The following is a 12,218-nucleotide window of genomic DNA, read 5'->3' on the forward strand; positions in this document are numbered from 1 at the left end:
GAGGCACCCCCGTGACCCCAGCAGCCGCCCGCCGGGACCGCCCCCAAGGCCGTAAGGGCCGGGGAGGCACCCGTACGCACTATCTGTATCCCGCGGTGATCGCCGCGGTGCTCATCGGCATCACCGTCGGCTTCGCCGCCCCCGGGGTGGCCGTCGAGCTCAAGCCGATCGGCACCGGCTTCGTGAACCTGATCAAGATGATGATCTCGCCGATCATCTTCTGCTCGATCGTGCTCGGGGTGGGATCCGTGCGCAAGGCCGCCAAGGTCGGCGCGGTCGGCGGGCTCGCGCTCGGCTACTTCCTGGTGATGTCGACCGTGGCGCTCGCCATCGGCCTGGTCGTCGGCAACATCCTGGAGCCCGGCTCCGGCCTGCACATCACCGAGGCGACCAGGCACGCGGGCGCCAAGCAGGCGGCCGGCGCCGGCGAGTCGACCGCCGACTTCCTGCTCGGGATCATCCCCAGGACGATGGTCTCCGCCTTCACCGAGGGCCAGGTCCTCCAGACCCTGCTGATCGCCCTGCTCGTGGGCTTCGCGCTCCAGGCGATGGGCTCGGCGGGCGAGCCGGTGCTGCGCGGCGTCGGCCACATCCAGAAGCTGGTCTTCCGCGTCCTGTCGATGGTGATGTGGGTGGCGCCGCTCGGCGCGTTCGGCGCCATCGCGGCGGTGGTCGGCGAGACCGGCACGGACGCGCTGAAGTCGCTGGCCGTCATCATGGTCGGCTTCTACATCACGTGCGCGCTGTTCGTCTTCGTCGTCCTCGGTACGCTGCTGCGCCTGCTGGCCGGGGTGAACATCTTCCGGCTGCTGAAGTACCTGGGACGGGAGTTCCTGCTGATCCTGTCCACCTCCTCCTCCGAGACGGCGCTGCCCCGGCTGATCGCCAAGATGGAGCACCTGGGGGTGAGCCGGGCCGTGGCGGGCATCACCGTGCCCACCGGCTACTCGTTCAACCTGGACGGAACCGCGATCTACCTCACGATGTCCTCGCTCTTCATCGCCAACGCGATGGGCGAGCCGCTGAGCGCCGGACAGCAGATCTCGCTGCTCCTGTTCATGATCGTCGCCTCCAAGGGCGCCGCCGGGGTCACCGGCGCGGGCCTCGCCACCCTGGCCGGCGGCCTTCAGTCGCACCGCCCCGAACTGGTCGACGGCGTCGGCCTGATCGTCGGCATCGACCGCTTCATGAGCGAGGCGCGGGCGCTGACCAACTTCGCGGGCAACGCGGTCGCCACGGTCCTGGTGGGCACCTGGACCAAGGAGATCGACACCGCACGGGTCGAGGAGGTCCTCGCCGGGCGCGCCCCGTTCGACGAGACGACCTTCGAGGCGGGCGACGCCCACGGTCCGGCGGAGCCGCCGAGGGAGCGGGAGGTGGTCCTCACCAAGGAAACCCCTGCTCAGACTCGATCCGAACCGAAGGAACCCGCCACCCCCTGAACGCGTCCGGACGAGTGTCCACTACCGTGCGGGGCGTCCGTCCGGAAGCGGTGACGGGGAGAGCGAGCGGAATGAAGATCGACTGGGACCGGCGCACCTGCGCGCGCAAGGGCCATGTGACGTACGAGCCGAGCGAGGCCGAGCTGCGCGAGCGGCTGCGCGCCGAGACCCGGCTGGGCGAGGCCTGGCGCTGTCTGCGCTGCGGCGACTTCGCCCTCGGCGTCCCGCACGGCGCGGGGCCCGCCGACGACGCGCCGCTCGTGCCGCGCGGGAAGGTGCTGCGGGACCTGTTCATCCTGCGGTTCCTCGCGGTGGAGCGGCTGGTGCGCGGGGTCTTCATCGTCCTGGTGGCGGCCGCGGTGTGGAAGTTCAGCAACAGCCAGGACGCGGTGCGCAGGCTCTTCGACGAGAACCTGGACGTCTTCCGCCCGGTGTTCCAGCACTTCCACTACGACCTCGACCACTCGCCCGTCGTCGGCACCATCCAGAAGTCCTTCGGCTACAAGCACTCCACGCTGGTCGCGGTGGCCGTGGCGCTGCTGGTCTACGCGCTGATCGAGATCGTCGAGGCCGTCGGGCTCTGGCGGGCCGAGCGCTGGGCGGAGTACCTCACCGTGGTCGCCACGGCGATGTTCCTGCCACTGGAGGTCTACGAGCTGACCGAGAAGATCAGCTACCTCAAGATGGCCACGCTGGGGCTCAATGTCCTCGCCGTGCTCTACATCCTCCTCTCGAAGCGCCTGTTCGGGCTGCGGGGAGGGCGGGCAGCCTTTGAGGCGGAGAGGCACAGCGCGTCGCTGATGGAGGTCGAGGCGACGGCGGGCCTCGCCGTGGGGACGACGTGAAGGGAACCCGAATGATCAAGAAGTTCACAACGGTACTGGCCCTGCTCCTGGGCACCGCCCTGGTGGCCCCGGCGGCGGCCGAGGCCGCGCCGAGCGCGGTGGTGCGGACGGTGTCGGCGCAGTCCGCGCAGTCGGCGCAGTCTGCGTTCGACGCGCTCGCGCCCGCCGCCGCGCCGGCGGCATCGACGGCCCACCAGGCGGTGAGCGACGCCTCGCATGTGACGCTCGCCAAGCCGAAGAAGAAGAAAAAGAAGAAGGGCTTCTTCAAGAAGCTGGGCATCTTCCTCCTGGTGATCTTCCTGATCTTCGTGGCGCTGATCGTCCTGGTGATCTGGCTGATCGTCCGCAAGATCCGCAACCGGCGCACGCGCCACTGACGCGGCGACGGACCCGCGACGGAAGAGGGGAGGCGGAAGCGGCTCAGGGCAGCAGCGCCCGCTCCTCCTCGCCGAGGACCAGATCGGCGGCAGCCGCCGAGTCCCGTACGGACTCGGGCCGGCTGCCGCCCGGTATCGGCAGGACGTGCGGCCCCAGCGACAGCAGCCAGGCGAGCGTGACCCGCTGCGGGCTGACCCCGCGCTCGCGGGCCACCCGGTGGAAGCCGCCGAACGCGTAGTCCGCGGACACGGCCGACGTCCCGTCGAGCGAGCTGCGCGAGATGCCGCCGAGCGGACTCCACGGCAGGAACGCCAGCCCCAGCTCGGCGGTGAGCCGCAGCTCGGGCTCGGCGTCGCGGACGGCGGGGGAGTAGCGGTTCTGCACGGACACCAGCCGGTCACCGAGGATGCTGTGGGCCTCCCGGATCTGGTGGACGTCGGCGTTGGAGATCCCGACGAGCCGGACCGTACCGTCGTCGGCCAGCTCGCGCAGCGCGCCGAGCGAGTCCGCGTACGGGACGGCCGGATCGGGCTTGTGCAGCTGGTAGAGGCCGATCGCACCGGTGCCGAGCCGCCGCAGCGACTCCTTCGCGGCGCGCTTGAGGTGCTCGGGCCGCCCGTCGACGCTCCAGTCCCCGTCGTCGGTGCGCCCGCGCCCGCCCTTGGTGGCGACGAGGACGTGGTCGGTGGGGCCGCGGTACGAGGCGAGGGCGCGGGCGAGGAGCAGCTCGTTGTGGCCGGGCTCGCCGCCGGGGGCGTAGTAGGAGTCGGCGGTGTCGAGCAGGGTGATGCCCGCGTCGAGCGCGGCGTGCACGGTGGCGAGGGCGCGTGCCTCGTCCGGCCGCCCCTCGATGGACAGGGGCATGGCGCCGTACCCGATGGCGCCGACCTTCAGGGGGCCGAGTGTGCGCCGGCGCATGTCAGTTGCCCCCCTCGGTGCCCGTGAGTGTCTGCGCGAGGGCGTCCGTGAGCCATTCCCCGGTGTGCGAGAAGGTGAAGCCGAGCTGCTGGGCGCGGGTGGTGTCCATGCCGTACGAGCGCCGGAAGGCGAACGGCGAGACCTCCCCGACGTCGACGGTCCGGTAGCGGGCGGGCCCGCCGCCGATCGCGGCCACGATGTCGTCGGTGGTGAGCGGCCCGTGCGAGGCGGCGTTGACGGGTCCGGTGAAGTCCTGCCCGGCGGTCCAGAGGAGGAAGTCGGCGATCTCGTCGACGTTGATGTACGTGGCCGGGTGGTTGGGCGCGGGCACGGCGATGGGCTCGCCGGCGCGGAGCCGGTCGGCGTAGTGGGTGACGCGCCCGGTGAAGTCGTCGGCGCCGCCGAGGACGTGGGCGACGCGGACGCCGACGTACGGGAAGCCCGGCGCGGCGAGGACGGCCTCGGCCTGGCGCTTGCCCTCGCCGTAGTGCGATCCGCTGAACTCCGGGTCGCTCCACGGGAGTTCGAGGTCGACGGCGACGAGACGGGGATCGACGGCGCCCTCCGCGACCGGCGCGGCCGAGTCCTCGTACTCGTACACCTCCACGGTCGAGGTCATCACGTACCGGCGGGTGCGGTGGGCGAAGACGCGGCGGGCGACGGCGGCCTGGCGCGGGGTGTAGCAGACCTGGTCGAAGACGACGTCGAACGTCCGGTCCCCCAGGGCGGCTTCGAGGGCGGCCTCGTCGTCGCGGTCGGCGAGGAGGTGCTCGACGCCGGGCGGGGGTGGGGCGGACCCCCGGTTCAGTACGGTGACGTGGTCACCGGCGGTGACGAGGCGGTCGATGAGGCGCTTGCCGAAGTAGCGGTTGCCGCCGATGACCAGCACGTTTCGGGTCCCGTGAGGCATGTCGAATGTCATGCACACAGTGTTACGTTGACGGCCGGCGTCCTGAAGGGGGAAACATGGGAGAACTGTCGGCTGTACCGAAGGAACCACGGAGTTCACGGGCGTCGACCCACGATTCCTCACCGGCCTTCGACCAGGTGGACCGTCAGCTCCTCGCGCTGGTCCAGGAGGAGGGGCGGATCAAGCTGAGCGAGCTGGGCCGGAGGGTACGGCTGAGCCCCGCGGCGGTCACCGAGCGCCTGCGTCGGCTGGAGGCGGGCGGGGTGATCACGGGGTACGGGGCGCGGGTCGATCCGGCCCGGCTGGGCTACGGCATCCAGGCGTTCATCCGGGTCAACCCGCACGGCGGCTACACCCTGAAGCACCCCAGGACGCTGGAGCTGATGGAGCGCGAGGAGATCCGCGAGGTGCACCACGTGGTGGGCGAGGACTGCTGGATCATCAAGGTCGCGGTCGCGGACACGGGGCATCTGGAGGAGGTGCTGGGGGAGGTGTCGGCGCTGGGCCGGACGACGACGTCGATCGTGTTGTCGTCCCCGGTGGGGGGGAAGGGGTTGTTGCCTCGGGGGTGAGGGGGGTGGGGTGCCCGGGGTTTGTCTGCGGGCCGGTGGTGGGTTGCTCGCGCAGTTCCCCGCGCCCCTTCGGGCTCGCGGACGAGAGAAGGGGTTCGGGGCGCAGCCCCGGGGCGGGGTGGGGCTTTGGTTGCCTTGACCTCGGCGTCAAGGATTACCGTCGTCCCATGCGAATCGGCGAACTGGCCGCACGTGCCGGCACCACCACCCGCGCGCTGCGCTACTACGAGTCGCGCGGTCTCCTCACCGCGCGCCGGTCGGAGAACGGGTACCGGTCGTACGACGAGGGCGACCTGCGGCTGCTGCGGCAGATAAGGACCCTGCAGGACTTCGGGTTCGAGCTGGAGGAGACCCGGCCGTTCGTGGAGTGCCTGCGGGCGGGCCACGAGGCCGGCGACACCTGTCCCGCCTCGCTCGCCGTGTACCGGCGCAAGCTGGCCGAGCTCGACGGGCTCATCGGGCAGCTCCAGTCCGTACGCGACCAGGTCGGCGCTCAGCTGGTACGGGCCGAGGCGGCCCGCGCCGAGTTGGAGGCCGGTTCGCCGGCGCCCGGGGTCCCCGGGTGCGAACTGACGGGTGTGACGGAGGGGTTGGTATGACGGTTCAGGCAGCGGGCGTGGACGTGGTGACGGACGCGACCTTCGAACGCGAGGTGCTGGAGGCGGATCTTCCGGTGCTCGTGGAGTTCACCGCCGAGTGGTGCGGCCCGTGCCGTCAGCTCGCGCCGGTGCTGAGCCAGATCGCCTTCGAGGAGGGCGACCGGCTCAAGGTGGTGCAGCTGGACGTGGACAAGGACCCGGAGACGACGGTGCGGTACGGCGTGCTGTCGATGCCGACGCTCATGGTCTTCCGCGCGGGCGAGCCCGTGAAGGCGATGGTGGGAGCCCGCCCCAAGCGCCGTCTGATGCAGGAGCTCGAAGACGTCCTGTAGGGGCCCGGCCCCCGGGCCGGAGAAAGTGCCCCGAGAAACAAAAAGCCCCGGTCCGATAGTGCGGCCGGGGTTTTTCTCTGCGTATAGTGGGTTCTTCGTGTATCTCTCCAAGGAAATACACGTAAAGCCCTCACTAAAAGCACTGTATCGCGTCAGGAGCGGAATTGTCAACCGAGGAAATTCGGAAAGAACAGCAATTCGTCGACGGCCTCTACACCCGCCTCGAAGCCCTGCGCGCCCAGGCCGAGGAGTCGGTGCGGGGCGCCCTGGCGCAGGTGGGGACCGGTCTCCAGGCGCGGCTGGAGCGCGATGTGCTGGTGGCCGAGCAGTCCGGGCTGCTCAGCGCGCTCGACGGCGGTGAGAACGGACTCTGCTTCGGGCGGCTCGACTTCTCCGACGGCCGCTCCCACCACATCGGCCGCATCGGAATCCGCCGCGACGACACCGAACGCACGCCCCTGGTGATCGACTGGCGGGCCGATGTGGCGCGCCCGTTCTACCTCGCCACCGGATACACCCCGATGGGGCTGCGCCGGCGCCGGCATCTGACCACCCGGGGGCGTACGGTCACCGCGCTCCATGACGAGATCCTCGACCTCACCGACGCGGCCCGCACCGGGCACGAGGGCGCGGACGCCGACGCCGTGCTGCTCGCGGCGCTGGACGCGGCCCGCACCGGCCGGATGCACGACATCGTGCAGACCATCCAGGCCGAGCAGGACCGGATCATCCGGGCCCCGCAGCACGGCGTGCTCGTCGTCGAGGGCGGCCCCGGCACCGGCAAGACGGCGGTCGCCCTGCACCGGGCGGCGTATCTGCTCTACGCGTACCGCGAGCAGCTGGCCCGGCGCGCCGTGCTGATCGTCGGGCCCAACCCCGCCTTCCTCGGCTACATCGGCGAGGTGCTGCCCGCGCTCGGCGAGACCGGAGTGCTGCTCGCGACGATGGGCGAGCTCTTCCCCGGCGTACGGGCCGAGGGGACCGACACCCCGGCCGCCGCCGAGGTCAAGGGCCGCGCCACGATGGCGGAGGTCCTCGCCCGGGCCGTGCGCGACCGCCAGACCGTGCCACACACCGCCGTCGAGATCGACCACGAGGGGTACGGGACGCTCAGCCTGGACCGGGCGATGGCCGAGGACGCCCGCTGGAAGGCACGCGAGTCCGGGCTGCCGCACAACCTGGCCCGCCCGTACTTCGCCTTCCACGTCATCGACGCGCTCACCGCTCAGCTGGCCGAGCGGATCGGCGCCGACCCCTTCGGCGGCGAGAACCTCCTCGGCCCCGACGACCTCGCCCAGCTCGGCAAGGAGATCGCCACCAGCCACGAGGTCCACGCCGCCATCGACATGTTCTGGCCCGCGCTCACCCCCGAGCGGTTCGTCGCGGACTTCCTGGCCGACCCCGTCCACCTGGACGAGGGCGACGCCGAGCTGATCCGCCGCGAGGGCGGCCCCTGGACGGCGGCCGACGTGCCGCTGCTCGACGAGGCCGCCGAACTCCTCGGCGAGGACGACTCCGCGGCCCGCGCCGCCGCCGAGGCCGAGCGCCAGGACCGGATCGCGTACGCGCAGGGCGTCCTCGACCTCTCCGCGGGTTCGGAGAGCTTCGAGTTCGAGGACGAGGAGTCCGAGGTGCTCGCCGCGCACGACATCATCGACGCCGAGCGGTTCGCCGAGCGCCACGAGGAGGCCGACCACCGCAGCGCCGCCGAACGCGCCGCCGCCGACCGCACCTGGGCCTTCGGGCACATCATCGTGGACGAGGCGCAGGAGCTGTCCGCGATGGCCTGGCGGCTGCTGATGCGCCGCTGCCCGACCCGCTCCCTCACCCTGGTCGGGGACCCCGCCCAGACCGCCGAGGCGGCGGGCGTCGGCTCGTGGCGGCGGATCCTGGAGCCGTACGTGGAGGACCGCTGGGAGCATGTGCGCCTGGGGGTCAACTACCGGACGCCCGCCGAGATCATGGAGGTGGCGGCGCGGGTCTGCCGCGCGGTGGACCCCTCCTTCGAGCCGCCGAGCTCGGTGCGGGCCACGGGCGTGCGGCCCTGGGCGCGCGCGGCGGCGCCGGACGCGCTCGCGCACGCCGTCGCCGACGCGGTGAAGGCGGAGACGCCCGAGGCCGGGCGCCTCGCGGTGATCGCGCCGCGCGCGCTGCACGCCGCGCTGCACGCCGTGCTCCCGGACGTTCCCCCGGGCGAGCCCGATCTGACCCGCCCGGTGGTCCTGCTCGACCCGCGTCAGGCCAAGGGCCTGGAGTTCGACACGGTCCTGGTGGTGGAGCCCGCCCGGTACGGGGTCAGCGACCTGTACGTGGCGCTGACCCGGGCCACCCAGCGGCTCGGCGTGCTGCACTCCGAGCCGCTGCCCCCGGCGCTCGCGGACGCGCTCAGGCCGGCCGCAGCCACACCGTCGCCAGCGGCGGCAGGGTGAGCTGGATGCTGACCGGCCGGCCGTGGCTGGGCACGGAGTCCGGCTTGAGGGGGTCCTCGTTGCGCAGGTCGCCGCCGCCGTAGCGTCCGGCGTCCGTGTTGAGGACCTCCGTCCAGGCCGAGACGGTGTCGGGCACGCCCAGGCGGTAGTCGTGGCGGACCACCGGCGAGAAGTGCGAGACGGCCAGCAGCGGGGCGCCGGAGGCGTCGTGGCGCAGGAAGGCGAAGACGTTGTCCTCGGCGGCGTCGCCCGCGACCCACGCGAAGCCGGCCGGGTCGGTGTCGCACTGCCACAGCGGGGGCGTGTCGCGGTAGACCGTGTTCAGGTCGCGGACCAGGTCCCGTACGCCCCGGTGGTCGGGTTCGGCCGAGTACGAGGGGTCGAGCAGCCACCAGTCGGGTCCCGTGGTCTCCGACCACTCCGCGCCCTGGGCGAACTCCTGCCCCATGAAGAGGAGTTGCTTGCCCGGGTGCGCCCACATGAAGCCGAGATAGGCGCGGTGGGTGGCGCGCCGCTGCCACCAGTCGCCGGGCATCTTGGAGACCAGGGAGCGCTTGCCGTGGACGACCTCGTCGTGGGAGATCGGCAGGACGTAGTTCTCGCTGTAGGCGTAGACCATCGAGAAGGTCATCTCGTGGTGGTGGTACTTGCGGTGGACCGGCTCGTGGGCGGCGTAGTCCAGCGAGTCGTGCATCCAGCCCATGTTCCACTTCAGCCCGAAGCCGAGCCCGCCGAAACCGCCGGGTCCCACGTGGTGGGTGGCGCGGGTGACGCCGTCCCACGCCGTGGACTCCTCGGCGATGGTGATCACGCCCGGGCAGCGGCGGTAGACGGTGGCGTTCATCTCCTGGAGGAACGCCACCGCGTCCAGGTTCTCCCGGCCGCCGTGCTCGTTGGGCGACCACTCGCCCGCCTCGCGCGAGTAGTCCAGATAGAGCATCGAGGCGACCGCGTCCACCCGCAGCCCGTCGATGTGGAACTCCTCGCACCAGTACGTGGCGTTGGCCACCAGGAAGTTGCGGACCTCCTTGCGGCCGTAGTCGAACTCCAGGGTGCCCCAGTCGGGATGCTCGGAGCGGGAGGGGTCCTCGTGCTCGTAGAGCGTGCGCCCGTCGAAGCGGGCCAGCGCCCAGTCGTCCTTCGGGAAGTGCGCGGGCACCCAGTCGACGATCACCCCGATCCCGGCCCGGTGCAGCGCGTCCACCAGATGGCGGAAGTCGTCCGGGGTGCCCATCCGGGCGGTGGGGGCGTAGAAGCCGGTCACCTGGTAGCCCCAGGAGCCGCCGAAGGGGTGCTCGGCCACGGGCAGGAACTCCACGTGCGTGAAGCCCAGGTCGCGTACGTACGCCGGGAGCTGCTCGGCGAGCTGGCGGTAGGTCAGCCGGGGGCGCCAGGACGGCAGGTGCACCTCGTAGACGGAGAACGGCGACTCGTGGACCGGCCGGTCGCCCCGGGCCGCCATCCACAGGTCGTCCTGCCACACGTGGTGCGACTCGGTGACGATCGAGGCGGTCGCGGGCGGCACCTCGGTGCGCCGGGCCATCGGGTCGGCCCGCAGGGTGTGCGAACCGTCGGGGCGGGTGATGTCGAACTTGTAGAGCGCGCCTTCGCCGACGCCCGGCAGGAACAGCTCCCACACACCGGTGGAGCCGAGCGAGCGCATCGGGTACGCGGTGCCGTCCCAGTAGCAGAAGTCGCCGGTGACCCGGACCCCGAGGGCGTTGGGGGCCCAGACGGTGAACCGGGTGCCGGCCACGCCCTGGTGGACCATCGGACGGGCGCCGAGCGCCGTCCACAGCTCCTCGTGGCGGCCCTCGCCGATCAGGTGCAGATCGAGTTCGCCGAGCGCGGGCAGGAAGCGGTACGGGTCCTCGGCCTCCAGCTCGTTGTCGTCGTAGGCGACGAGCAGCGAGTACGCGGGGACCTCCCGCAGCGGCACCACCCCGGCGAAGAGGCCGTCGCCCTCGTCGCGCAGCTCGGCGCGGACTCCCTCGGCCAGGACGGTCACGGCCCGCGCGTACGGGCGCAGCACCCGGAACGCGACCCCGCCGCGCACCCGGTGGGCGCCGAGCAGCGCGTGCGGGTCGTGGTGCGCCCCGGCGAGCAGCCGGGCGCGGTCCTCGGCGGCGAGCGGCCGTGCGGCCCGGACGCCTCGGCTCCCGCCGCGCTTCGGCTTCGGCGGCGCGTCCGGCGTCGAGGCCTCCGCGACCTTCGGCGCCTTCGAGGACTCCGAGGACTCCGGGGACTCCGGGGCCTGCGGTGACGTGGAGGTCTTCGGGGACTTGGAGGTCTTGGAGGCCTTCGGTGCCTTCGGCGGCTTCGCCGCCGTCGACGCGGGCGGGCGGCCGGACCGGGCGGGGTCGGTCTTCTTCGGGCGGGCGGTCACGGGTACGGCCTCCTCGGGATGGGGCGCGGTCGGGGTCAGTCCTGGGCCAGTCGTCGGACCGCCGCCATCGGGACGGCGAGCCAGTCGGGGCGGTGGCGGGCCTCGTACAGCACCTCGTACACCGCCTTGTCGGTCTCGTACGCGCGCAGCAGCTCGGGCTCGTCGCGCGGGTCGGTGCCGGCCGCCGCCGCGTAGCCCGAGCAGTAGGCGTCCCGGCAGGCCTCGGCCCACTCGGGGCGCCAGGGCTGCTGGGTGCGGGCGGCGTAGTCGAAGGAGCGCAGCATCCCGGCGACGTCCCGGACCGGCGGCTGCGGGCGGCGGCGCTCGGCCAGCGGGCGGGCCGGCTCGCCCTCGAAGTCGATCACCGCCCACTCCCCGTCACCGGTCCGCAGGGTCTGGCCCAGGTGCAGATCGCCGTGGACGCGCTGGGCCGGGCGGGGCCCGCGGACCCGTGTCACCGCGTCGAACGCGGCGCGCAGCCCGGCCACGTGCGGCAGCAGCATCGGCACCGCCTGCGCCGCCGCCTCCAGCCGGTCGTGCATCGCGGCGGCGAGCAGCTCGGTCTGGGCGCGGCCGAGGGTGACCACCGGCAGCGCGTCGGCGAGCGCGGTGTGGACCTCGGCGGTGGCCCGGCCGAGCGCGTGGGCCTCCCGGGTGAATTCGCGCCCGTCGGCGAGCGCGCGCAGCGCCAGCTGCCAGCCGTCCCGCGAGTCGCGCAGATAGGGCTGGAGCACGGCGAGGGTGGCGTTCTCGGGCCGGTCGGTCTGGATCCAGGCGGCCGGCGCGGGCACCCGGGCGCACCCGTGCCGGGCCAGGACCAGCGGAAGCTCCAGGTCGGGGTTGACCCCGAAGTGGATACGACGGAATACCTTGAGGATGAACGTATCTCCGTACACCAGCGAGGAGTTGGACTGCTCGGCGGCGAGGAGGCGGGGGGTGAGACCGGCCGGGACGGGGAGGTCCGCGTCGCAGCCGAAGCGCAGCGGGCCGAGCCGGCCCGGGGTGCGCAGCCGTTCCAGGAGCAGCGCGGCGACCTGCGGGTCCTGGAGGGCGTCGTAGACGGTCTGGCCGGTCAGCGGTCCGTCGGTGGCGTGGCCGACGAGCGCGGGGGCGAGCGGCGGCGGCAGCACCTTCCGTACGCCGAGCAGCAGCTGGTAGACGTCCGGTGGCTCGGGGGCGGTGCCGGGCTGCTCGGCCCGGACGAGCAGATGCAGGCAGCCGGGCAGCAGCTCGGTCACCGAGACCAGCTGGAAGCCGGTGACCGGGCGGCCCTTGCCGGCGAACCAGCGCTGTCTGGGGAGCCATTCGTGCAGCAGGGGCGCCAGTGAGGGCAGTAGCGCGACGGGAGTCAGGGTGGGTGCGGCCTTGGGCATGGCAGCGCGTCCTTTCCCCGGGCTCACAGCAGGA

11 protein-coding genes are annotated in these 12,218 nt (G+C 72.5%); 7 read left to right on the forward strand and 4 right to left on the reverse strand.

Annotated elements, in window-relative coordinates:
- Window positions 1-11 precede the first annotated feature (11 nt).
- The 3 genes from ABZ404_RS07670 (at window position 12) to ABZ404_RS07680 (ending at window position 2,664) form a co-directional block, all read left to right on the forward strand.
- Entirely contained in the window at window positions 12-1,442 is a 1,431-nt protein-coding gene (locus tag ABZ404_RS07670; protein ID WP_358836046.1) for a cation:dicarboxylase symporter family transporter, read from the forward strand.
- A gap of 71 nt (window positions 1,443-1,513) precedes the next feature.
- Window positions 1,514-2,287: a DUF2127 domain-containing protein gene (locus ABZ404_RS07675; RefSeq protein WP_358836045.1), complete on the forward strand. Its 774-nt coding sequence runs from the start codon at window positions 1,514-1,516 to the stop codon at window positions 2,285-2,287.
- A gap of 11 nt (window positions 2,288-2,298) precedes the next feature.
- A complete protein-coding gene (locus ABZ404_RS07680; RefSeq protein WP_358836044.1) occupies window positions 2,299-2,664 on the forward strand; it encodes a hypothetical protein in 366 nt (121 codons plus the stop codon).
- Window positions 2,665-2,707: 43 nt separating this feature from the next.
- Here the strand turns inward: ABZ404_RS07680 and ABZ404_RS07685 are convergent, their stop codons facing one another.
- Both ABZ404_RS07685 and ABZ404_RS07690 read right to left on the reverse strand, forming a co-directional pair.
- Window positions 2,708-3,583, reverse strand: coding sequence for an aldo/keto reductase (locus ABZ404_RS07685; RefSeq protein WP_358836043.1), 876 nt, complete (start codon window positions 3,581-3,583; stop codon window positions 2,708-2,710).
- A 1-nt stretch (window position 3,584) separates the two neighbouring features.
- A complete protein-coding gene (locus tag ABZ404_RS07690; RefSeq protein WP_358836042.1) occupies window positions 3,585-4,505 on the reverse strand; it encodes an NAD-dependent epimerase/dehydratase family protein in 921 nt (306 codons plus the stop codon).
- 44 nt (window positions 4,506-4,549) lie between these two features.
- Between ABZ404_RS07690 and ABZ404_RS07695 the strand changes: the two genes are divergently transcribed.
- The 4 genes from ABZ404_RS07695 (at window position 4,550) to ABZ404_RS07710 (ending at window position 8,425) form a co-directional block, all read left to right on the forward strand.
- Window positions 4,550-5,065: an Lrp/AsnC family transcriptional regulator gene (locus ABZ404_RS07695; RefSeq protein WP_358836041.1), complete on the forward strand. Its 516-nt coding sequence runs from the start codon at window positions 4,550-4,552 to the stop codon at window positions 5,063-5,065.
- 167 nt (window positions 5,066-5,232) lie between these two features.
- On the forward strand, window positions 5,233-5,664 hold the full coding sequence (locus ABZ404_RS07700) for a MerR family transcriptional regulator (protein WP_358836040.1): 432 nt from the start codon (window positions 5,233-5,235) through the stop codon (window positions 5,662-5,664).
- A complete protein-coding gene (gene trxA, locus ABZ404_RS07705) occupies window positions 5,661-5,996 on the forward strand; it encodes a thioredoxin (RefSeq protein WP_358836039.1) in 336 nt (111 codons plus the stop codon). Before ABZ404_RS07700 ends, trxA begins: the two co-directional genes overlap by 4 nt.
- A gap of 164 nt (window positions 5,997-6,160) precedes the next feature.
- On the forward strand, window positions 6,161-8,425 hold the full coding sequence (locus ABZ404_RS07710) for a helicase (protein ID WP_358990236.1): 2,265 nt from the start codon (window positions 6,161-6,163) through the stop codon (window positions 8,423-8,425).
- On the opposite strand, the gene glgB is transcribed toward ABZ404_RS07710, so the two are convergent.
- The gene (gene glgB / locus ABZ404_RS07715) at window positions 8,382-10,811 is read right to left on the reverse strand and encodes a 1,4-alpha-glucan branching enzyme (RefSeq protein WP_358990239.1); all 2,430 of its coding nucleotides are present in this window, start codon (window positions 10,809-10,811) and stop codon (window positions 8,382-8,384) included. The genes ABZ404_RS07710 and glgB overlap by 44 nt on opposite strands.
- A 35-nt stretch (window positions 10,812-10,846) precedes the next feature.
- Window positions 10,847-12,184, reverse strand: coding sequence for a maltokinase (locus ABZ404_RS07720; protein ID WP_358833796.1), 1,338 nt, complete (start codon window positions 12,182-12,184; stop codon window positions 10,847-10,849).
- Window positions 12,185-12,218 lie beyond the last annotated feature (34 nt).

The organism is Streptomyces sp. NPDC005878 (genome assembly GCF_040629815.1).
Classification (GTDB): domain Bacteria; phylum Actinomycetota; class Actinomycetes; order Streptomycetales; family Streptomycetaceae; genus Streptomyces.

What these genes read in the sequence shown, in the direction of transcription:
- ABZ404_RS07720 (WP_358833796.1), bottom strand. Translation starts at nt 12,184, where the DNA reads ATGCCCAAGGCCGCACCCACCCTGACTCCCGTCGCGCTACTGCCCTCA.
- ABZ404_RS07685 (WP_358836043.1), bottom strand. Translation starts at nt 3,583, where the DNA reads ATGCGCCGGCGCACACTCGGCCCCCTGAAGGTCGGCGCCATCGGGTAC.
- ABZ404_RS07680 (WP_358836044.1), top strand. Translation starts at nt 2,299, where the DNA reads ATGATCAAGAAGTTCACAACGGTACTGGCCCTGCTCCTGGGCACCGCC.
- ABZ404_RS07675 (WP_358836045.1), top strand. Translation starts at nt 1,514, where the DNA reads ATGAAGATCGACTGGGACCGGCGCACCTGCGCGCGCAAGGGCCATGTG.
- ABZ404_RS07695 (WP_358836041.1), top strand. Translation starts at nt 4,550, where the DNA reads ATGGGAGAACTGTCGGCTGTACCGAAGGAACCACGGAGTTCACGGGCG.
- ABZ404_RS07690 (WP_358836042.1), bottom strand. Translation starts at nt 4,505, where the DNA reads ATGACATTCGACATGCCTCACGGGACCCGAAACGTGCTGGTCATCGGC.
- ABZ404_RS07700 (WP_358836040.1), top strand. Translation starts at nt 5,233, where the DNA reads ATGCGAATCGGCGAACTGGCCGCACGTGCCGGCACCACCACCCGCGCG.
- trxA (WP_358836039.1), top strand. Translation starts at nt 5,661, where the DNA reads ATGACGGTTCAGGCAGCGGGCGTGGACGTGGTGACGGACGCGACCTTC.